Annotated in this window: 18 protein-coding genes and 2 pseudogenes; 6 read left to right on the plus strand and 14 right to left on the minus strand. The window is 68.0% G+C overall.

Going from position 1 to position 19,636, the window contains the following annotated elements; all coding sequences use genetic code 11:
- Nucleotides 1-76: 76 nt before the first annotated feature.
- Together pheT and pheS are read right to left on the minus strand one after the other, a co-directional pair.
- A complete protein-coding gene (pheT, locus tag QFZ69_RS13475) occupies nt 77-2,620 on the minus strand; it encodes a phenylalanine--tRNA ligase subunit beta (protein ID WP_306918848.1) in 2,544 nt (847 codons plus the stop codon).
- Between the two features lie 2 nt (nt 2,621-2,622).
- Complete coding sequence (gene pheS, locus QFZ69_RS13480; protein WP_306918850.1) at nt 2,623-3,684, minus strand: phenylalanine--tRNA ligase subunit alpha; 1,062 nt, start codon at nt 3,682-3,684, stop codon at nt 2,623-2,625.
- A gap of 209 nt (nt 3,685-3,893) precedes the next feature.
- On the opposite strand from pheS, the gene QFZ69_RS13485 reads away from it, so the two are divergent.
- From QFZ69_RS13485 to QFZ69_RS13495, 3 genes are all read left to right on the plus strand, one after another.
- The gene (locus tag QFZ69_RS13485) at nt 3,894-4,364 is read left to right on the plus strand and encodes a hypothetical protein (RefSeq protein WP_306918851.1); all 471 of its coding nucleotides are present in this window, start codon (nt 3,894-3,896) and stop codon (nt 4,362-4,364) included.
- A complete protein-coding gene (locus tag QFZ69_RS13490) occupies nt 4,361-5,014 on the plus strand; it encodes an SIMPL domain-containing protein (protein WP_306918853.1) in 654 nt (217 codons plus the stop codon). Before QFZ69_RS13485 ends, QFZ69_RS13490 begins: the two co-directional genes overlap by 4 nt.
- Before the next feature lie 162 nt (nt 5,015-5,176).
- Nucleotides 5,177-6,361: an Rv2578c family radical SAM protein gene (locus QFZ69_RS13495; protein ID WP_306918855.1), complete on the plus strand. Its 1,185-nt coding sequence runs from the start codon at nt 5,177-5,179 to the stop codon at nt 6,359-6,361.
- Nucleotides 6,362-6,404: 43 nt separating this feature from the next.
- Here the strand turns inward: QFZ69_RS13495 and QFZ69_RS13500 are convergent, their stop codons facing one another.
- The 4 genes from QFZ69_RS13500 to QFZ69_RS13515 form a co-directional block, all read right to left on the minus strand.
- Nucleotides 6,405-7,778 (minus strand): NAD(P)(+) transhydrogenase (Re/Si-specific) subunit beta, encoded by a 1,374-nt coding sequence (locus tag QFZ69_RS13500; protein WP_306918856.1) that lies wholly within the window; start codon nt 7,776-7,778, stop codon nt 6,405-6,407.
- On the minus strand, nt 7,775-8,110 hold the full coding sequence (locus tag QFZ69_RS13505; protein WP_306919685.1) for an NAD(P) transhydrogenase subunit alpha: 336 nt from the start codon (nt 8,108-8,110) through the stop codon (nt 7,775-7,777). Before QFZ69_RS13505 ends, QFZ69_RS13500 begins: the two co-directional genes overlap by 4 nt.
- Nucleotides 8,110-9,252, minus strand: coding sequence for a Re/Si-specific NAD(P)(+) transhydrogenase subunit alpha (locus QFZ69_RS13510; protein WP_306918859.1), 1,143 nt, complete (start codon nt 9,250-9,252; stop codon nt 8,110-8,112). Before QFZ69_RS13510 ends, QFZ69_RS13505 begins: the two co-directional genes overlap by 1 nt.
- A 121-nt stretch (nt 9,253-9,373) precedes the next feature.
- Nucleotides 9,374-9,829, minus strand: a complete 456-nt coding sequence (locus QFZ69_RS13515; protein WP_306918861.1) for a (deoxy)nucleoside triphosphate pyrophosphohydrolase — start codon at nt 9,827-9,829, stop codon at nt 9,374-9,376.
- A 176-nt stretch (nt 9,830-10,005) separates the two neighbouring features.
- Here QFZ69_RS13515 and QFZ69_RS13520 point away from each other — a divergent pair, with 176 nt between their 5' ends.
- The gene (locus tag QFZ69_RS13520; protein WP_306918863.1) at nt 10,006-11,214 is read left to right on the plus strand and encodes an MFS transporter; all 1,209 of its coding nucleotides are present in this window, start codon (nt 10,006-10,008) and stop codon (nt 11,212-11,214) included.
- A 63-nt stretch (nt 11,215-11,277) separates the two neighbouring features.
- On the opposite strand, the pseudogene QFZ69_RS13525 reads toward QFZ69_RS13520, so the two are convergent.
- A pseudogene (locus QFZ69_RS13525) lies at nt 11,278-11,903 on the minus strand (cation diffusion facilitator family transporter); the annotation flags it as partial.
- A gap of 282 nt (nt 11,904-12,185) precedes the next feature.
- Between QFZ69_RS13525 and QFZ69_RS13530 the strand changes: the two are divergent.
- A complete protein-coding gene (locus QFZ69_RS13530; protein ID WP_306918865.1) occupies nt 12,186-12,452 on the plus strand; it encodes a GlsB/YeaQ/YmgE family stress response membrane protein in 267 nt (88 codons plus the stop codon).
- Nucleotides 12,453-12,591: 139 nt separating this feature from the next.
- Here QFZ69_RS13530 and QFZ69_RS13535 read toward each other — a convergent pair whose 3' ends face one another.
- From QFZ69_RS13535 to infC, 4 genes are all read right to left on the minus strand, one after another.
- Nucleotides 12,592-13,500 (minus strand): RNA methyltransferase, encoded by a 909-nt coding sequence (locus QFZ69_RS13535; protein WP_306918866.1) that lies wholly within the window; start codon nt 13,498-13,500, stop codon nt 12,592-12,594.
- Nucleotides 13,501-13,565: 65 nt separating this feature from the next.
- Nucleotides 13,566-14,021 (minus strand): 50S ribosomal protein L20, encoded by a 456-nt coding sequence (gene rplT, locus QFZ69_RS13540; RefSeq protein ID WP_306918868.1) that lies wholly within the window; start codon nt 14,019-14,021, stop codon nt 13,566-13,568.
- Nucleotides 14,022-14,140: 119 nt separating this feature from the next.
- On the minus strand, nt 14,141-14,335 hold the full coding sequence (gene rpmI / locus QFZ69_RS13545; RefSeq protein WP_009358635.1) for a 50S ribosomal protein L35: 195 nt from the start codon (nt 14,333-14,335) through the stop codon (nt 14,141-14,143).
- 116 nt (nt 14,336-14,451) lie between these two features.
- Entirely contained in the window at nt 14,452-15,540 is a 1,089-nt protein-coding gene (gene infC, locus QFZ69_RS13550) for a translation initiation factor IF-3 (protein ID WP_306918870.1), read from the minus strand.
- Between the two features lie 450 nt (nt 15,541-15,990).
- On the opposite strand from infC, the gene QFZ69_RS13555 reads away from it, so the two are divergent.
- On the plus strand, nt 15,991-16,377 hold the full coding sequence (locus tag QFZ69_RS13555) for a DUF1844 domain-containing protein (RefSeq protein ID WP_306918871.1): 387 nt from the start codon (nt 15,991-15,993) through the stop codon (nt 16,375-16,377).
- 125 nt (nt 16,378-16,502) lie between these two features.
- Here the strand turns inward: QFZ69_RS13555 and QFZ69_RS13560 are convergent, their stop codons facing one another.
- The 3 genes and pseudogenes from QFZ69_RS13560 to priA form a co-directional block, all read right to left on the minus strand.
- Complete coding sequence (locus tag QFZ69_RS13560; RefSeq protein WP_306918873.1) at nt 16,503-17,870, minus strand: MFS transporter; 1,368 nt, start codon at nt 17,868-17,870, stop codon at nt 16,503-16,505.
- A 60-nt stretch (nt 17,871-17,930) separates the two neighbouring features.
- The gene (locus tag QFZ69_RS13565) at nt 17,931-18,863 is read right to left on the minus strand and encodes an SseB family protein (RefSeq protein WP_306918875.1); all 933 of its coding nucleotides are present in this window, start codon (nt 18,861-18,863) and stop codon (nt 17,931-17,933) included.
- A gap of 13 nt (nt 18,864-18,876) precedes the next feature.
- Nucleotides 18,877-19,625 (minus strand): annotated as a pseudogene (gene priA / locus QFZ69_RS13570) (bifunctional 1-(5-phosphoribosyl)-5-((5-phosphoribosylamino)methylideneamino)imidazole-4-carboxamide isomerase/phosphoribosylanthranilate isomerase PriA).
- Nucleotides 19,626-19,636: the final 11 nt, after the last annotated feature.

The following is a 19,636-nucleotide window of genomic DNA, read 5'->3' on the forward strand; positions in this document are numbered from 1 at the left end:
TTTTGTCCGGACCGGGAGACAAAAGACTCCCCGCGGCCGGCAGGCTGCAGGGAGTCTTTTGTCTCGCGGAGTCAGGTCAGCGCTGGACCGCTCCGAAGCGCTCATGGGCAACCGCCACGGCGCTTTCGCGGGCGGCAGACGCTTCGTCCGCCGTCAGCGTACGGTCCTCGGCACGGAACCGCAGGCTGAACGCCAGCGACTTCTTGCCCTCCTCGATGCCCTTGCCCGCATACACATCAAACAGCGCGACGTCTTCGAGCAGTTCGCCGGCGCCTTCGCGCAGGGCAGCGAGCACCTCTTCTGCCGGGACCTCGCCCGGCACCACGAGGGCGACGTCCTGCGTCGCCACGGGGTAGGTCGAGATGTGCCTGGCAACGATCACGTCCGCGGCGGCCTCGAAGAGGGCGTCCGCGTTGAACTCGACGGCCACCGACCGAGCCGGCATATCGTGCGCGGCCAGCAGCTTCGGGTGCAGTTCGCCGGCGTAGCCCAGGACTTCGCCGGTGCGCAGCGCCAGTTGCGCGGCGCGTCCCGGGTGGAACGCCTGGTGCTGACCCTGGCTGATGACAATATCGACGCCGAGCACCTCGCCGGCGAGCCGGGCGATGTCCAGGGCGTCCGCCCAGTCCCAGGCACGCGGCGCGTGGCCGGGGGCCGCGGGGGAATCGTGGCCGGTCAGCACGGCCGCGAGGAACAGCGGCTGCTCCGGGACGCCGTCGTACAGGGCATCGAGCACCTCATCGCCGGGCTTGGCCCCCAGCGGCGGGATCGAGGCGGTGCCGAGCGTGTCCCCCGGCAGGAAGACGAGCCCGGCCTCGAACAGTGCCAGGTCGCGGAAACCGCGGGAGTGGTTCCGCTTGGCCGTATCGATCAGGCCCGGCAGGATCGAGGTCCGCAGGTAGCCCTGCTCCTCGCTGATCGGATTGGCGAGCTTGAGCGCCTTGCGCGCCACGCCCGCCTCGGGGCCGCCGAAGGTGTCGTTGGCGGCCTTGGAGACGAACGGGTAGGCCAGGACCTCGGTCAGGCCGGCGGCGGCCAGGGCCTGGACCAGGCGCCGGCGCTGCTGCTGGACGCGGGTCAGGCCGCGGCCCGGCGGCGCCACCGGCAAGGACGCCGGGATGTTGTCGTAGCCGACCAGCCGGGCGATTTCCTCGGAGAGGTCTTCCTTGGTTTCCAGGTCGTTGCGCCAGCTCGGGGCGGTGACCGTCCAGCCGTCGCCCGTTTTCAGCACGACGGCGCCCAGGTCCTCCAGCGAGGTGACAATCTGCTCTTCGCTGAAGTCGATGCCGATCCGTGCTGTGGCGAACGCCGCCGGCAGTTCGATGGTCACGGCGTCCGGTGCGGTGCCGACGTCGGTGCCTGCTTCATCGGCGGAACCGCCGGCCAGCTCGACCAGGAGGTCAACCACCCGCTGCGCGGCAATGCCCGCGACCTGCCAGTCAACCCCGCGTTCGAAACGCTTGGAGGCTTCGGAGGGCAGCTTGTGCCGGCGGCGCGAGCGTCCGATGGACACCTCGTCGAAGTGCGCCGCCTCGACGAGGACGTTCGACGTCGAATCGCTGACCTCGGTGGCGGCGCCGCCCATGACGCCGGCAATGCCGATCGCACCGGAACCGTCGGTGATCAGCAAGTCCTCGACGTCGAGCGTGCGCTCCTTGTCGTCCAGGGTGGTGATCTTCTCCCCCGCCACGGCGCGACGGACCACGATGTCGCCGGACAGCTTGTCCAGGTCGTAGCAGTGCGTGGGCTGGCCGAGTTCGAGCATGACGTAGTTCGAGATGTCCACCGGCAGCGAGATGGAGCGGATGCCGGCAAGCCGGAGGCGTGAAACCATCCACAGCGGGGTGGGCCGGGTCGCGTCCACGCCGCGCACGGTGCGGGCCACGAAGCGGTCGCAGCCGGGCTTGCCGTAGATCGGGGCGTCGTCGTTGAGCTTAACGCCGTGGCCGCCGGACAGTTCAGCCGGTGCCTGCACCTTCGCGGCCGGATCCGTGAACGACGTTCCGGTGGCGTGGGCGTATTCGCGGGCCACGCCGCGGATGGAGAACGCGTAGCCGCGGTCCGGGGTGACGTTGATTTCCGCGGCCTGGTCGTAGAGGCCGAGGAGCTCCATCGCGTCCGTGCCGATCTCCGGATCCAGCCCGATCCGCGAGAGCACCAGGATGCCGTCGTGGTCCTCGCCGATGCCGAGTTCGCGGACGGAGGCGATCATGCCGGCGGACAGGTGCCCGTAGGTCTTCCGTGCGGAAATGTGGAAGTCGCCCGGCAGCACGGCACCCGGAAGGGTCACCACCACCTTGTCGCCTTCAACGAAGTTGTGGGCGCCGCAGATGATGCCCTGCACGCCGGAGGGGTCGATGCCGTCGCCGGTGAGCGTCTGCTGCTGGCCTTCGGGGACTACCCGGACCTGGCACCAGTTGATGGTCTTGCCGTTGGTCTGGGGTTCCTTGACGATGCTCAGCACCTGGCCCACCACGATCGGGCCCTTCAGGCCGTCCGTGGGGCGGTGGACCGCTTCTTCCTCAAAACCGACCTTGACCAGCTCGGCCATGACGTCTTCGGCCGTTGCGCCGGCCGATACCTGTGCGAATTCTCGCAACCAGGAAAGTGGGATACGCACGGTTAGATCTCCATCCCGAAGTGCTCGCTGAAACGTACGTCGCCCTCGATCATGTCGCGCATGTCGCCGACCTCGTTGCGGAACATGAGGGTCCGCTCGATGCCCATGCCGAAGGCAAAACCTGAATAGATGTCCGGATCGATGCCGGCGGCGCGGAGCACATTGGGGTTGACCATGCCGCAGCCGCCCCATTCGATCCAGCGGGGGCCGCCCTTGGCGCCCGGGTGCCAGATATCCAGCTCCGCGGAGGGTTCGGTGAACGGGAAGTAGTTGGGGCGCAGCCGGATCTGGGCCTGGTCGCCGAACATCTGGCGGGCGAAGTGCTCCAGGGTGCCGCGGAGGTCCGCCATGCTGAGCTTCTTGTCGATGGCCAGGCCCTCGAACTGGTGGAAGACCGGGGTGTGGGTCGCGTCCAGCTCATCGGTGCGGAAAACCTTGCCCGGGCACAGCACGTAGATCGGCAGCTCGCGTTCCAGCATGGAGCGGACCTGCACCGGGGAGGTGTGCGTGCGCATCAGCAGATGGGCTTCGGGCGGCTCCACGAAGAAGGTGTCCTGCATTTCGCGGGCCGGGTGGTCCGGCTTGAAGTTCAGCGCGTCGAAGTTGAACCATTCCGATTCGACCTCCGGGCCTTCGGCGACCTCCCAGCCCATGCCGACGAAGATGTCAGCAACGCGTTCCTGCAGGGTGGACAGCGGATGGCGCGCACCGGCACGACGGCGGCGCGGAGCCGCGGTCACATCGACGGTCTCCTCGACCAGGATCCGCGCGTCGTTCTCGGCCTCGAGTTCGGCGGCGCGGTCCGCGAGCGCCTTGTTGACGCGGCCGCGGGAGCCGCCCATGAGCTTTCCGGCGGCGGCCTTCTGGTCCTTCGGCAACCCGCCGATCCCGCGGTTGGCGAGGCTCAGGGCGGACTTCTCGCCGGTGTGTGCGAGACGCACGGCTTTGAGTTCATCGAGCGTGGAAGCGCCCGCAATGGCGTCAACGGCCCGGTCTACGGCGGCAGTGATGGCGGCTTCATCCAGAGGATTCGGGATGGCGGCGCCCGGCAAAGTTTCAGTCATCTACTGTTCTTAGCTACGAGTCGGTTCATGCCAACGGCACGGCGCCATCAAAAGTGTTCTGGCGCTGGCCTTTGACAAAGGGCAGGGCTCCCCGGAATCCGTCCGGCGGGCGCTCCCCTCCAGTCTAGTTGAAGGCACCGCGGCGCCCGAACGGAACGGGGCTTCCGCGGACTTCCCACGGGCCGGGTTTCCCCGGCTAGCATGGCCCCATGACGTCCGGACAACGGCTGCGGCAGATCGCGAACGTGCTGAACGGGTCGACCCCGCTGGGTTTGCTCCTCGCCGCCTCTGCGCGCACCCCGGTCCGCCGCGGTCCCCGGGGCCTGCTGATCGCCACGGGCTACCGCTGGCGCCTGCCGTTCGCCGGGGCCTTCACTCTCGGCAATGTGGTGCTCTTCCGGGTCGGACCGGAGCGGGCGCTGGCTGACCCGGTCCTGCTCCGGCACGAGGAGCGCCACAGCACCCAGTACGCCTGGTGCCTCGGCGTGCCCTTCCTGCCGCTGTATTTCCTCGCGGCCGGTTGGTCCGTCTTGCGGACGGGCAACCCCGGCTCGGCCAACGTCTTCGAGCGGCACGCCGGACTGCAGGCAGGCGGTTATCCGGATCCGAAGTCTGCACCAACAACCACGGCACGGCGCGGCGGGCACTGCGTCCCACGAGCGGAACGAGGCATGACATGACAGAGAGCCCGAGGAGTATTTCGGTCAGCGGCGCTGGCAGCGCCGACGCCGCACCGGACCTGCTCACCCTCCTGGTCGGCGTCGAATGCCGCCGCGAGAACGTCGGCGACGCGTACGGGGACGCCGGACGCGTCTCCGCCGCGATCACGGCGGCGCTCCGGGGCCGGGGTGTGGACAGCAGGGACATCAGCACGTCCGGACTCAATGTCCGCGCCGAAGTCAACTGGCAGGAGGGCCGGGGACAGACAGTGTCAGGCTATCTGGCCTCCAGCATGCTCAGTGTCCGGATCCGTGCGCTGGCCGCGTCCTCCACGATCATCGCCGAGGCCGTGGCGGCCGGCGGCAACGATGTCCGGCTCAACGGCCTCGAACTCGGCTTCGCGGACCCCGCCGCCGTCACGGCCCGCGCCCGCGAGGCGGCGTGGGCCGATGCCCTCGCTGCGGCGGTGCACCTCGCATCCCTTGCCGGAGCCCGCCTGGGCAGAGTGCTCTCAATCGCCCAGCACCCGGGCTATCCGCCGCCCATCCCGGTTGCCAGGATGCAGCGCGCCGTCGCGACGGATTCGCTCACCATCGAGGCCGGTGAGTCCAGCGTCAGCGCAACGGTGGACGTCGTCTGGGAACTGCTCGACTACGTCCGCGTCCCTTAACGCGCTAGTGCGTCGCCGGCCTGCCCGGCGCAAAGCACGACGTCGGGCCGGCAGCGTTCCAGCGCCGCCCCGGCACCGCGTGGGAGCCGCCAAAGGCAAACAGCAACCGAATCACCCTCAGCGATGCTTGACTTAAATTAGAACATAGATTCGAATGAAGGCATGAGATGGGACGCACAGGCACTCACCCCGGCCGGCACGAAAACGGGCCGCCAGGTCGGGAACGGCCCCACAGCGGGCGGAGGCGCTAATGGAGGCGACGGATCCCCGGCCGCCCCGGCCACCGATGCACTCCTGCCGCTGCTGGGGCTGGTGCGTTCCGTGTCCACCCCTGAGTTTGCCGGGGTCACCTTCCATGAGGTCACCGCCAAATCGGTGCTCAACAAGGTGGTCGCCGGTTCCCGGATGCCGTTCGAATGGACCATCAACCCGTACCGTGGCTGCAGCCACGCCTGCGTCTACTGCTTTGCCCGCAAGAGCCACACCTATCTGGACTTCGACGCCGGCCTGGACTTTGACAGCCAGGTGGTGGTCAAGATCAACGCTGCGGAAGTCCTGCGCCGCGAACTCGCGAAACCTTCCTGGCGTCACCAGCACGTAGCCCTCGGCACCAATACCGATCCCTATCAGCGGGCCGAGGGCCGCTACCAGCTGATGCCGGGCATCATCGGCGCCCTCGCTGATTCCGGCACTCCCCTCTCTATCCTGACCAAGGGAACCCTGCTCTCCCGGGACATCCCGCTCCTGAAGCATGCCGCCGCCCAGGTTCCCGTGGGGGTGGGCATCTCGCTCGCAATGACCGATGAGCATCTCTCCGAAGCCGTGGAACCCGGCACGCCCGGGCCCCGGGCGCGGCTGAAGCTCATCTCCCGGCTGCGCGACGCGGGGCTGCCGTGCGGGGTCATGGCCATGCCCATCCTGCCGTGGCTCTCGGACAGCGACGAGGCGCTGGATTCCCTGTTCGGCTCCCTCGCGGCGGCCGGCGCCACCGGCGTCACGGCCGGCGCCCTGTACCTCAAGCCAGGAACGCGCGAATGGTTCATGCAATGGATCGCGCGGGAGCACCCGCAGCTCGCCGGCAAATACCGTCGCCTCTACGGCGGCGGCTCCTATGCCTCGAAGGAGTACCGGGCCTGGCTCGCCGGCCGGATCCGCTTTTTCAAGGCCCGGCACGGCATTTCCGGCTCGCACGGCTTCAGCCACCGCGACCTCAACGGCAATCCCACTCACGATGATCCGCGGGACGAGGAAGCCCAGTACCCGGCGGGGAGCATCCCCGAGACGGCGGGCTTCTCCGGGCAGCACGAAGGCGTAGCAGCCCAGGCCGCCCAGCCGACGCTGTTCTGACCCGACCTCCGTTCTGACCAGAGCCTGTTCTGCAGGCCGCCTGCTACAGGGCCTTCACCGCACCCAGGACCTTGGTCAGCGAGTCTTTCGCATCCCCGAAGAGGAGCGTGGTCTTTGGGTCATACAGCAGCTCGTTCTCGATCCCCGCGAATCCCGGACGCATCGAGCGCTTCAGGAACACCACCTGGCCGGCCTGGGCGACCTCGAGGATCGGCATGCCGTAGATGGGAGCCCCCGGAGTGGACTTGGCCGCGGGGTTGACCACGTCGTTGGCACCCACCACCAGGGCGATGTCGGTGTTCGGGAATTCCGGATTGACTTCCTCCAGCTCCCGGAGCGCCTCGTAGCTCACGTTCGCTTCGGCCAGGAGCACGTTCATGTGCCCCGGCATGCGCCCGGCCACGGGATGGATCGCGAAGACCACCTCGATACCGCGGGCCTCCAGTGCGGTCGCGAGCTCGGCAACGGTGTGCTGGCCCTGCGCCACGGCTAACCCGTAGCCGGGGACGATCACGACGCGCTGGGCGTAGCCGAGCTGCACGGCCACGTCCTGCGGCGAGGAGGAGCGCACCGGGCGGTCGCTCTGAAGGGTCGAGCCCGCCGTCGAACCGCCGCGGAAGGCCCCGAACATGATGCCCCCCACACCCCGGCCCATGGCGGAGGCCATCGCCTTGGTCAGGATGGTGCCGCTGGCACCCACGAGCGTCCCGGCGACGAGCAGGAGCACATTGCCCAGCACGATCCCGGAGGCCGCCACCGCCAACCCGGTGAAGGCGTTGAGCAGCGAGATCACGATCGGCACGTCGGCGCCACCGACGGGCAGGACCAGGAGCAGCCCGGCGGCAAGGCCCAGCACCAGCACTGCCATGGCCCAGCCAGCAGAACCGGTAAGGATCACCAGGACGCCGGACGCGATGGCACCGGTCAGGGCAGCGGCCATCACCACAGGCATGCCGGGGAAGAGCAGCGGGCGGGTGCTGATCAATTCCTGCAGCTTGCCCACGGTCACCGCGGAGCCGGCGAAGGACACCGCCCCGACCAGCATGGTGAAGACCACCGCCAGGCGCACCCAGGGGCTGTCGCTGTGGCCGAGTTCCAGCACCGCAACAAGGGCGGCGGACCCGCCGCCGACACCGTTGAACAGCGCGACGAGCTGCGGCATCTGGGTCATCTGCACGCGCCGGGCCACCGGGACGGCAACGGCAGAACCGGCGGCGATGGCGGCCAGGATGAGCGGGACGTTCTCCAGCTTCGCGGAGACGAAGACGGTGGCCACGGCCACGAGGGCGCCCGCGGCGCCGACGGCATTTCCGCGGCGGGCGGTCCGCGGCGAGCTGAGGCCCTTGAGCGCGAGGATGAAACAGACGGCCGCGGCCAGATAGAAAAGCCCCGTCCATTCGGGGGCGAGGAGGCTCATCTGCCGTCCTCCCCCGCGGTGCCCCCGGAGCGGGGCCTGACGCGTGGTTTGGGCGCCTTGCGTCCGCCAAACATCTCCAGCATCCGGTCGGTAACCACGAATCCGCCCACCAGGTTGGCCGTCGCCAGAATCACCGCGATGAGGGCGATCGTCAGCAGCCACGGATCGCTGGCCTGGCCCGCGACGAGGATGGCTCCGACCAGGATGATGCCGTGGATGGCGTTGGCACCGGACATCAGCGGCGTGTGCAGCTTGCTGGTCACCTTGGAGACAACTTCGAAGCCGACAAAGACAGAGAGCACCACGACAGTCAGCAGTGTGATTGGATCCATCATTTCAGTGCCTCCATGGCGCTCGCGGTCGCGGCGTGCCGGACCATGCCGGCATGGGTCAGGCACGCCCCGGCGACGACTTCGTCGTCGAAGTCCGGCGTGACCTGTCCGGCGGCGGTCATCAGGGCCAGCAGGTTAGCCACGTTCTTGGCGAAAAGCCGGGAGGCGTCCGAAGGCATCGCGGAGGCGGCGTCCCGCAGTCCCACCAGGGTCACGGATCCGCCGGCAACCGGGATCTGGAGGTCCTGCCCGGCTTGAACACCTTCGACGTTTCCGCCGGATTCCGCGGCAAGGTCCACGACGACGGAACCGGCCCGCATACCGGCCACCATGTCCCGGGTCACGAGCAAGGGAGCCGCGCGGCCGGGAATGGCTGCCGTGGTGATGAGGACATCCGCGGCCGCGACGTGCGGGGCGAGCAGCGCGCGCTGGCGCTTGGCCCGGTCCTCTCCGAGCTCCCGCGCATAGCCCCCGCTGCCTTCTGCGGCGGCGTCGAGGTCCAGATGGATGAACGTCCCGCCCATCGAGGCGACTTCGTCAGCCGACGCCGTGCGGATGTCGTTCGCCGAGACCCGGGCGCCGAGGCGTTTTGCGGTACCGATTGCCTGCAACCCCGCGACCCCGGCTCCGAGGACCAGGACCCGGGCCGGCGGAATCGTGCCGGCGGCGGTCATGTACAGCGGGAAGAACCGGGGATAGCGCAGGGCTGCCTCCAGCACAGCGCGGTAACCGGAGACGAGCGATTGGGAACTCAGCGCATCCATGCCTTGGGCCCGGGAGATCCGCGGGACGAGTTCCAGCGCGAAGGAGGTGACGCCGGCGTCGGCAAGTGCCCGGACCGCCGGCAGCTCGGAGGCGGGCGAGCCGAAGCCGACGGTGATGGAACCCGGCCGCAGCCGCGCGGCGGTCTCCGGCGCCAGCGGCCGGACGTGCAGGAGCACATCCAGCGTCTCGGGCGGCAATTCCGGAACAACCGTGGCCCCGGCCGTCGCGAACGCGTCATCCGAGTAACCGGCTGCAGTCCCTGCACCGCTCTCCACGGCAATCTGGAGCCCGAGACCGGTCAGCTGCTGCACCGTCTCCGGTGTGGCAGCGACCCGGCGTTCGCCCGCACACCGCTCCCGTCTGACACCGACCTGCACGGCCCACTCCTCTCAATTCGCTTCAGCGTAGTTCCAAGCTTCACGCTTTGGCGAGGGGCAGGCCTTGAGGTTGACCTGCGGCCGGGCGGCAGCCCGCTGTCCAGGCCGAGCGGCAGTGGGGTCAGCGCGCCGGCAGGGCGGGACGCCCAGCGTCATTCAGCACGGCCAGGAGCGCTTCCACTATGGGCAGGTCGGCCGGGATCCACGGCAGCGCCAAAACCTCGGGGCGGTTCCCGAGGTCGATCCAGCGGAGCTCGTCGTGGTCCTGCAGGGGACGCGGTTCGCCGTCAACCAGCTCCGCGAACCAGACCCGCATTGCGGCGCGGTCGTTCAGCGGCCACCCGGAGGCGGAGCCGGCTTCGAGTTCGACGCCGAGCCGGACGTTGACGCCGAGCTCCTCCAGCAGTTCGCGGTGCAGGGCCTGCTCGGCCGATTCCCCGGACTCCACCTTGCCACCAGGGAACTCCCACATGCCGGCAAATTGCGGGGGCGCGGTCCGTCGCGCCACGAGCAGCCGGCCGGGGTTTTCCAGCGAATCCAGCACGGCACCACCAACGACACTAATAAGTCCAGTCACGACCCCAAGTCTAGGGCGATGGCCGGTTAAGCGGGAACGGCCGGTTAAGGGAGAATGGAGACGCCCGCCCTTCTCCGACCCGGAATACCGGGCGCGCCCCTGACGTTGTATAAATCAGATTTAAGATGCCGCGTTCCCTGGCCCACCGGGCGGGAACTTCCTCGAAAAGCAGGCGAATGACTACCATCAAACAGGCCCCGGCGACGCCGAAGACGGGCACCCGCCACCTTGCCCTAGCGATCGTCTCCCTGGCGATGGGCGGTTTCGGCATCGGCACCACGGAATTCGCAATGATGGGCCTGCTCAAGGAAGTGGAGCAAGGCCTCGATATCGGCACTCCGGAGGCCGGGCACCTGATCTCGGCCTACGCGCTCGGCGTCGTTATCGGTGCCCCGTTGCTGGCCGCTGCCGGGGCCAAGTTGCCGCGGAAATACCTGGCCCTGGGACTCATGCTGCTCTTCAGCATCGCCAACCTCTCGTCGTTTCTCGCACCGGACTACGGCACCATGCTGTTCTCCCGCTTCGCTTCGGGGCTGCCGCACGGCGCCTTCTTCGGCGTCGCGGCGGTCATTGCCGCATCGCTGGTGGCCCCGACCCGGCGCGGCTGGGCGATTTCCATGGTGATGGCCGGCCTGACCATCGCGAATGTCATCGGCGTGCCTTTCGCCACCTGGCTGGGCCAGGCCTTCGGCTGGCGGCTGCTCTTCCTGGTGGTGGGCGTGATCGGCATCATCACTCTCGGCATGCTGTGGAAGTTCGTACCGTTCCAGAAGCCCCACGCCGATGCCAGCATCCGCCGCGAGCTGGGCGCGCTCAAACGCCTTCAGGTCTGGCTGGCGCTCCTCATCGGCGTGGTCGGATTTGGCGGCTTCTTCGCCACGTACACATACATTGCGTACACCATGACCTCCGTGGCCGGCATCCCGTCGGGGTGGCTGCCGCTCGTCGTAGCGCTCTACGGTCTGGGCATGGTGGCGGGCAACATTGTCGGTGGCCGGATCGCCGACAAGTCCGTCATGGGGACCATCTACTGGGTGCTGCCCGGCATCGCGGTGGCACTCGTGGTCTACGCCGTGGCGGTGCACTGGCCGTGGTCCGCCCTTGTCATGGTCTTTGTGGTGGGCGGGACAGGTTCGCTGCTGGTCCCTGCCCTGCAGACCCGTTTGCTGGACGCCTCCCCGGACGCCCCCTCGTTGGCCTCCTCGCTCAACCATGCCGCGCTCAACGTCGCCAACGCCCTCGGAGCCTTCCTCGGCGGCCTTGTGATCGCGTGGGGCTGGGGCTATGTGGCCCCCGCCCTCGCGGGCGCGGTCCTGGCCCTCCTCGGCTTCGGCGTCGCCGTTCTCAGCGGCCTGGTGGAACGCAAGAGGCCGCTGGCACCGTAACCGCAACGCGGCTCCGGCCCGGCGGCCTCTGTCAAGGACTCCCGAGGTCAGCGGGGCAAGCGGTCAGGGTGTGGTGACGCGCTGGACATCCGGCTCAAGGTAGATGACCCGGGCAATCGGCACTGCCTCACGGATCCTGGTCTCGGCGTCGTCAATCACCTTGGCGATGTCCTGGCCGGTGTCCGCCCTGCCGATCCCGATCTTGGCCGCGACCAGCAGTTCCTCCGGGCCCAGGTGCAGGGTCTTGAGGTGGATGATCGAGGTATCGTCGGATTCGATGGCCTCCTGGATCCTGACGACGTCATCCTTGGTCGCGGATTCGCCGAGCAGCAGGGACTTCGTTTCCACCGCCAGTACGGCGGCGATGACCACGAGCAGGAGGCCGATCATCGCCGTTCCCACGGCGTCCCAGATGCCGTCACCGGTGATGAGCGTGAGCCCCACACCGAAGAGGGCGAAGACCAGGCCGACGAGGGCGCCGCGGTCCGGAAGGAGAACGACTCGGCGATGATGGCGCCCACCAGCACGGCCAGCGGCACCCACCAGGAGTCGCCCTCGATGGCGCGCGGGTGCTGGATCTTGCCCCACGCCTCATACAGCGCGAAGAGACCACCGACGCTGAACAGCACGATCGAGACGATTAAGGCGTAGATGTAGCGCTCACGTCCATAGCCGAAGGGATGCTCCGGGCATCGCCTTGGTACCGCCATTTGCAGCCAACTGGACTTCTCCTTCGGGGTTCTGCCGGGGTGCTCGCGGGCACCGGAACAGCCTGTGCCCGGAAGGAATACCGTACTCCGCTGGACCGGGCCGGCGCACCGCCGCTGACGCCGCAACCCGGTGACATCACCGCCAGATCACTGCAGGTAACAATTGGATGTGACCCTGCTGACATTTAATGTCGCAGGTGTTAGCTTGAAGCCATAATCGGGATTCACAATTTGAATGCCGACGAATATGTAGGAGGAGACATGGGCTTTTTAGGCTGGATCATTCTCGGACTCATAGTAGGTGCAATCGTTAAGGCAGTCATGCCCGGCAGGGTCGGCGGCGGCTGGGTCACCAGCCTCGCGCTCGGCGTCGTCGGTGCCATAGTCGGTGGCTGGATCGGCGACCTGCTCTTCGGCGGCGGCAGGATGGAATTCTGGAATCTCGGTTCCTGGCTCCTGGCCATTGTCGGCGGCCTGGTGGTAGCCGGCATCTACGGCGCCGTCACCGGACGCAACAAGACCACCTGATCACGCCGGATTAATTGCCAAGGCGAATTTCCCGGTCTCGACAATTTCTCCGATAAGACAACTGCACAGTTCAGACATTGCACGGATACGACGGCGGGAGCCCACTCCTTGGTGGACCCCCGCCTTCATTATGTCCGGGCTAACGTGCCGGGGCTCCGGCCAGCTGGGAGCGGGCGCTGGCGTAGAGGCAAACGGTCGCGGCGGTGCCCAGATTAAGGCTCTCGGCTGCCCCGTACACTGGCACCGCCACGCGGTGGTCCGCCAGCGCGAGTTCTTCTTCGGACAGGCCCTGGGCCTCGTTCCCAAACAGCCAGGCCGTCGGGTTTTCCAGGGCGTAGTCCGAGCCGGCGGCGGAGGCGCCGAGTCGTCGGGCCGCGTTCTCGTCCTGGAGCCGGTCCAGGTTGAGCTGGCCAGAGCCGTCGGCAGCCAGTACACCGATCCCACGTTCCTTGCACCGGGCCACGAGCTCCTCCACTTCGGCACCGAGAACCACGGGCAGATGGAAGAGGGACCCCGCCGTCGAGCGCACAGCTTTGGGATTGTAGATGTCCACGCTGGAGGCGGTCAGCACCACCGCGTCCGCGCCGGCGGCGTCCGCAGCGCGCAGCACGGTGCCCGCGTTGCCGGGATCGCGGACCTGGCAAAGGACGGCGATCAGCCTGGGGCCGGAGTCGAGCACGTGTTCGAGGCTGACGTCCAGGAACGCGCAGACCGCTATGACGCCCTGCGGGTTCACGGTGTCGGCCATGGCGGCCAGCACTTCGTCGGTGGCCAGGTGGGCGTTGGTCCCCTCGGCCAGCTTCTCGAGCTCAGGGTGCCGGTCGAGGCAGGCCTCGCTGGCGTACACCTCCCGGACGACGCCCGGCTCCCCCGCCGCGACCCTCTTCTGGTGCAGGGCCAGGGCTTCCCGGACGGCCTGGGGACCTTCGGCCAGGAACTCCCGGCGCCTTAAACGGGCCGGGCGCCCGGCAAGCTTAGCCACGTCCCTCACCCGATCAGCTCGGGGATTGGACAGTGGAAAGTCTTGCGGGCGCCCGGTTTCGTTCATATAAGAACCTTAGTTGCTCTCGCAGCCAGTTCTTGAACCACGCAGTTTTTGAGCGACTACGGGGACTACTTAGCAGCCTCGTCAGCAGCGACCTTCTTGGCGACAGGCTTCTTGGCGGCGTTGGCTGTCGGTGCCGCAGCGGCCTCAGCCGGAGCGGAGGTGTCGGCGGGCAGGGAGTCCTTGGCGATCTTCACCAGCGCGGCGAAGGCATTGGCGTCGGAAACGGCCAGCTCGGCGAGCATACGGCGGTCAACCTCGACCTCAGCGGCCTTCAGGCCCTGGATCAGACGGTTGTAGGTCAGGCCGTTGGCGCGGGATGCAGCGTTGATGCGCTGGATCCACAGGCGGCGGAAGTCGCCCTTCTTCTTCTTGCGGTCGCCGTAGCTGTACACAAACGAGTGCAGCAGCTGCTCTTTCGCCTTGCGGTACAGGCGTGAACGCTGTCCACGGTAGCCCTTTGCGCGTTCAAGGATAACCCGGCGCTTCTTGTGGGCGTTGACCGCCCTCTTCACACGTGCCACGTGCGTACTCCTTTAGAATTCTGATCCCAAGCATCTACTGCCGGAACAACCGGCTGGCCTGAGAAGCCTTTTTGGTAGTTGACTGCTGCCGGGTGGCAGGCAGTCAGAGAACTTGGAACTTAGATGCCGAGCATCTTCCGGATGACCTTGGCGTCGCCCTTGAAGACGATCTTGTCGCCGGCGAGGCGGCGGGTCAGCCTGGAGGACTTGTGCTCGAGGTAGTGGCGGCGGTTGGCCTGCTGGCGGCGCAGCTTGCCGCTGCCGGTCAGCTTGAAGCGCTTCTTAGCACCACTGTGGGTCTTCATCTTCGGCATGGGAACCGATCTCCTTACGTATCCGCAGACAAGGCCTGCAGTTCTTTCGTGCAGCCACCCCTGCGGGCGGCATGCTGGTTGCTTGCCGCCGGACATTACTGTCCGGCAGCCGTGAACTAGTTGGTCTTCTTGGTGCCCGGCTTGGCGGCGGACCGCGGAGCCGCGGGCCGTGCCGCAGGCTTGGGAGCCGCGGGGCGCGGCACCGGCTTCGGGGCAGCTACCGGCTTCGGTGCTGCTGCCGGAGCGGCGTTCGCGGCCTCAGGAGCCTTCGGAGCCTCGGGAGCCTTGGCGGCTGCAGCCTTCGGCGCTGGGGGCGCCTTGGCGACTGCCGGCTTCTCCGCGGCCTTCGGAGCTTCACGCTTTGGAGCGGCCTGCTTGGCGACCTTGGGTGCCTCCTGCTGGGGCGCTTCGTGCTGGGGCGCTTCCTGGACGGGAGCCTTCTCGGCCGCAGCTTCCTCGACCTTAGCCTCGGCGGCCGGGGCCTCCTGGGCTTCGGCTTCCGGGGCTGCGGTCTCTTCGGCCGGGGCCTCGACAACGGCCGGGGCCGCTTCGGTAACCGGAGCCTCCGTTGCCTCGGTCCTTACCTGGAATCCTTCCGGCAGGAGATCGGCCAGGGACTGCGTCAGCGGCGCGTTGTCGTCGCCGGAAACGTCCACGCGGCCCGAAGCCTTGGCCTCGTTCTCCGCCTTGGCTTCCGCACGCTGCGTTGCGCGGCGCGCCTCAGCCTTGGCTTCGGCCTTGTTCTTCAGGGGACCCACCACCATGACCATGTTGCGGCCGTCGATCCGCGGGCTGGACTCCACGACGCCGACTTCGGCGACGTCGTCGGCAAAGCGCTGCAGCAGGCGGATGCCCATCTCGGGGCGCTGCTGCTCACGGCCGCGGAACTGGATCATTGCCTTGACCTTGTCACCGGCACCCAGGAAGCGGAGCGCGTGGCCGCGCTTGGTCTCGTAGTCGTGGGTGTCAATCTTCAGGCGGAAGCGGATTTCCTTCAGGACCGTGTTGGTCTGGTTCTTCCGAGCCTCGCGTGCCTTTACCGCAGCTTCGTACTTGTACTTGCCGAAGTCCATCAGCTTGCACACCGGAGGCTTGGCCTGCGGTGCAACTTCAACGAGATCAAGATCGGACTCGGCAGCCAAACGCAGGGCATCCTCAATGCGGACAACTCCTACTTGTTCGCCTGCAGGGCCGACCAGCCGCACCTCGGGGACGCGGATACGCTCATTGATTCTTGGCTCGCTAATGTTAAGGCTCCTGTGTTCGTGAGGGGTATTCCACCGGCAAATAGAGAAGGCCCCCAATTGCCGGAGCAATCGAAGGCCTCGAAGATCGGAACTGCCTGCCTCCTAAGAGGCGGCATGCCTTCCCCGCCAAGCTGATGCCCAGGGGAAATGCCCGACCAGGTACCCGGCAACCTTGCTTCTTGCGAAGCTTCCCGAAGGAGAGCGGCTGACGCGGGTGGGAGAGAACTCCGCTTGCAAACTGAAAAACGATTCTATCCAAAGAATCCCTCCGGCGCACATACCCGACTCAGCAGGCATGGATCGGAGGGCTTCCAACGGCAGTTCCTCTCACTCCGGCGGTGTATCAGCCACAGTGAAAACAACGGGTGAAATAACGTCATCCAGTCGGTCTGTGACAAGCTTACCAGCATGAGCACTTCAGACAGCAATTCACACGTTTATGAGCCCGCCGGCGCCCAGGCGGACGTCTCGCAGCAGATCCGCGATATCTCCGAGGTCCCCGCGATCGAAGTCATCACCACCGCAGCAGTGCACCTGATGAGCGCCTCAGCGGTAAAGCTCGGCCTCGCCGCCGAGGAAAACGCAGAAGAGCTCAAGGACCTGGATGAGGCCCGCAAGCTGATTACCGCCCTTGCCGGCCTGGTCACCGCGGCGGCACCCGAGATCGGTTCCCAGCACGCCGGACCGTTGCGCGACGGCCTGCGGTCCCTGCAGTTGGCCTTCCGCGAGGAATCCACCATCCAGGATGCTCCGGGCAAGGGCCCGGGCGAGAAGTACACCGGCCCCGTCAACTAGGAAGCCGACCAGCCAGTCAGGCTGCACCCTTAGCCACGACGCTGCGGCGGGCGGACCCCTCGGTCCGCCCGCCGCCGCCGTTAAAGGGCGCCGTCGTCAGCGGGCGCCGTCGTTAGCGGCCGTCGTCAGCGGGCGCCGGGGTCAACCGTCCCCTGCCGGCCTGCGGCGGCGAGCCGCTGCCGGCGTCGGCGCTGCAGGCCCAGCCCCAGCAGGCACAACAGGACGCCGCCCACTCCCACGGCGACGAATCCCGCGGAGGGCCCGACACCGTCGATGAAGACCCCGGCGAGCGGCGCCCCGAGTGCGACACCACCGGTGAGCGCGGATCCGTACCAGCCCATCGCCTCGCCACGGCGTCGCTCGTCGACGAGTTCGGCGACCTTCTCGGAGGCAGCCGACAGCACCGGCGCGCACAGCAGGCCCGGCAGGAGCGCGAGCAGGCTCAGGGTCCAGGTGTCTTGCGCAAAGGCCATCGGAACGGTGAGGGCGGACATGCCAAGCAGCAGGAGGATCGGCGAAATCGGCCGGTGCATGGCGCCGTAGATCAGGCCGCCCAGGACAGATGCCCCGCACCAGAAGAGGAACACGAGCCCGATTTCGGCCTGGTGTCCGCCGGTTTCGAGGGCGGCGACTATGCCTACGTCGGTGCCGCTGAGCACCATTCCGGCCCCGGCCGCGGCGGCGAAGACGGCTGCCACCGCGGCGCTGAACCAGGCAAAGTTGTGTTTGACCTTGTGCCGGAGGCCGGATCGGGCCTGCCGCCGCCGTTCTGCGGCGGCGAGCGGGGCGAACTCGGCGGCAGCTTCCTGCAGGTGCGCCGGGGCGGCCGCGACCACGGCGGCCTCCGCGGCTTCCTGCTGGCCTGCCTCGAAGGCCGCGTCGGACGCTGCATCCGACGGAAGGCCAGATTCTGCGCTGCGGGTCGGCGGGTTGAACCACATCAGGAACAGCCCGGAGACGGAGGTGGCGATGCCGATGATGGTCAGGCCCAGGACCGAGAATCCGGCGGTGGCGACGAGGGCGCCGACGGCAGGACCGATCATGAAGACCAGCTCGGTGGAGATTGCGTCCAGGGCGAACGCGGTGCGCCGCTGCTCCCCCGTGGCCAGGACGCCGAGGGACTGGCGTACCACGCTGAAGATCGGGAGGGTCAGCAGCCCGCCCACGAATACCAGCGGCAGCAGCGCCTCGTAGGACAGGTGCGGCACGATCGACCAGATGACGGCCTCCGCGATGACGGACGGGATGAGCGCCCGGCGCAGGCCCACGGTGTCGACGCGCCGGCCGCGCCATGGTGCGCCGACGGCGATGCCGATCGTCATCACGGCAGCCGCGGCCCCGGCAGCCGCATAGCCCTGGCCAAGGGTGAGGACGATGTGCAGGGTCAACAGCACGCCGGCTGCCGAGTGCGGTATGCGGGCAATCATGCCGACCAGCAGGAGCCGCCTGATCGGCCGGACTGACAGCAGCTCCCGGTAAAGGGCGAAATTCACGGACCACATCCTTCTGGTACTGCCCCCGGCAGCACCAGGGTCTCCCCCGCTGGCCGTCAGCTACTGTGCTGCGCGCTGCAACTTGACCTCGATCGAGTCAACCCGGTCAGCAAACATTTCATTCCGTGCCCAGGCACTTTTGAGGCCGGCCACGAGGGACTGGACGCCGGCGGCGTCGAGTCCGTCTTCCAGGTACAGCAGGACCCGGAGCTCGGGCCCGGAGCCGCCGCCGGGAAGCTGCCTGCCATCTGCACTCAGCGAGGCAACTCCACTGCCTGGATGAATTTCAACACGGCGGACGGCAGGAAAGCCAACCGCGGCCTCGCCGAGGTTCCGGGCCAGCTCCGGATCGGCGTACGACGGCGTCCAGGTCCGCTGCTGCGCAAGGGCCCAGACGGCGGGCCGTCTGACCACGAAGGTGAAGTCGGAACCCGGGTCCAGGACCAGCAACTCGGCACCCTCCGCGACGGCGGACAGCGCAGCGCGGGCCGCGTAGACGGCCACCGGCCTGGCGTCGGGGTGCCATGCCTGGAGCGTGGCGGCCGCTGTGAACACCGGCATCGCGGTCCGCCCGTCAGGCGCTTTGAGGGTCACCAGGGCCATGTCCGCCTGCTTGTCCCCGTGCAGCGTGCCGCCATCCGCGCCCACGGCGCCTTCGCCTTCTTCGGCGAGCCGGGCGAGGATCGGCACGAAGACCCGCGCGGTGGCGAGGGACGCCACGATGCCGGCCTCGCCGCCGCCGCCGGACAGCAGCTCCGCCCGGGCCGCGAGGTAGCCGGCGTCGGCCGTGCCGTCGTCGTCCTCGAAGCTGTGGATCCTGGCGTCGTCCCCGGACAGGCTCCGCCCGGCCCACGGCCGGCCTGCCGAGTCGGTGGCCCCTCCCGCGCCGGCCAGGGCCGCCGCGATGTGCCCGGGAAGGTGGCGCGGAGGCTCGGCGCTGCCGCCGGCCTTGGTGCCGGGCACCGGGCCGGTACCGGGCAGCTGGGATTCCATCGTTGCGGTCCGGCTAGCGTCGGCCGGCGACGTCGAGAGCCTCAGGCAGCGTGAAGTTGCCGTTGTAGAGGGCCTTGCCGACGATCGCGCCCTCGACGCCGAGGGGGACGAGGGAGCGCAGCACCTTGAGGTCGTCGAGGCTGGAGATGCCGCCGGAGGCCACGACGGGCTTGCCGGTCTTTTCCACCATCTGGCGCAGCAGTTCGACGTTGGGACCCTGCAGCGTTCCGTCCTTGGTCACGTCGGTCACGACGTAGCGGGAACAGCCGGCCTCTCTTCCAGCCGGCCCAGGACCTCCCAGAGGTCGCCGCCTTCCTTGGTCCAGCCGCGGCCGGCCAGGGTGGTGCCGCGGACGTCCAGTCCGACGGCGATCTTGTCGCCGAAGCGTTCGATCACGCGGGACGTCCACTCCGGGTTCTCCAGGGCCGCGGTGCCGAGATTGACCCTGGCGACGCCCAGGTCGAGGGCCCTCCAAAGCGATTCATCGTCGCGCAGGCCGCCGGAGAGCTCGACCTTGATGTCGAGTCGTCCCACGACGTCGCGGAGCAGCTCGGCGTTGGAGCCCCGGCCGAAAGCAGCATCGAGGTCCACGAGGTGGACCCATTCGGCCCCCTGCTGCTGCCAGTTGAGGGCCGCCTCCAGCGGGGTGCCGTAGCTCGTTTCGCTGCCTGCTTCGCCTTGCACGAGGCGCACGGCCTGACCGTTGACGACGTCGACGGCGGGCAGCAGCTCAAGCACGGGCAGCGGGGTTTCGGTGGTCATCGGGGATCCTC

This window comes from Arthrobacter sp. V1I7 (assembly GCF_030817015.1).
Taxonomy (GTDB): Bacteria; Actinomycetota; Actinomycetes; order Actinomycetales; family Micrococcaceae; genus Arthrobacter.

Coding starts and splice junctions, on each gene's coding strand:
- pheS (WP_306918850.1), bottom strand. CDS start 3,684: ATGACTGAAACTTTGCCGGGCGCCGCCATCCCGAATCCTCTGGATGAA.
- QFZ69_RS13485 (WP_306918851.1), top strand. CDS start 3,894: ATGACGTCCGGACAACGGCTGCGGCAGATCGCGAACGTGCTGAACGGG.
- QFZ69_RS13490 (WP_306918853.1), top strand. CDS start 4,361: ATGACAGAGAGCCCGAGGAGTATTTCGGTCAGCGGCGCTGGCAGCGCC.
- QFZ69_RS13495 (WP_306918855.1), top strand. CDS start 5,177: ATGAGATGGGACGCACAGGCACTCACCCCGGCCGGCACGAAAACGGGC.
- QFZ69_RS13500 (WP_306918856.1), bottom strand. CDS start 7,778: ATGAGCCTCCTCGCCCCCGAATGGACGGGGCTTTTCTATCTGGCCGCG.
- QFZ69_RS13505 (WP_306919685.1), bottom strand. CDS start 8,110: ATGGATCCAATCACACTGCTGACTGTCGTGGTGCTCTCTGTCTTTGTC.
- QFZ69_RS13520 (WP_306918863.1), top strand. CDS start 10,006: ATGACTACCATCAAACAGGCCCCGGCGACGCCGAAGACGGGCACCCGC.
- QFZ69_RS13530 (WP_306918865.1), top strand. CDS start 12,186: ATGGGCTTTTTAGGCTGGATCATTCTCGGACTCATAGTAGGTGCAATC.
- QFZ69_RS13535 (WP_306918866.1), bottom strand. CDS start 13,500: ATGAACGAAACCGGGCGCCCGCAAGACTTTCCACTGTCCAATCCCCGA.
- rpmI (WP_009358635.1), bottom strand. CDS start 14,335: ATGCCGAAGATGAAGACCCACAGTGGTGCTAAGAAGCGCTTCAAGCTG.
- QFZ69_RS13555 (WP_306918871.1), top strand. CDS start 15,991: ATGAGCACTTCAGACAGCAATTCACACGTTTATGAGCCCGCCGGCGCC.
- QFZ69_RS13565 (WP_306918875.1), bottom strand. CDS start 18,863: ATGGAATCCCAGCTGCCCGGTACCGGCCCGGTGCCCGGCACCAAGGCC.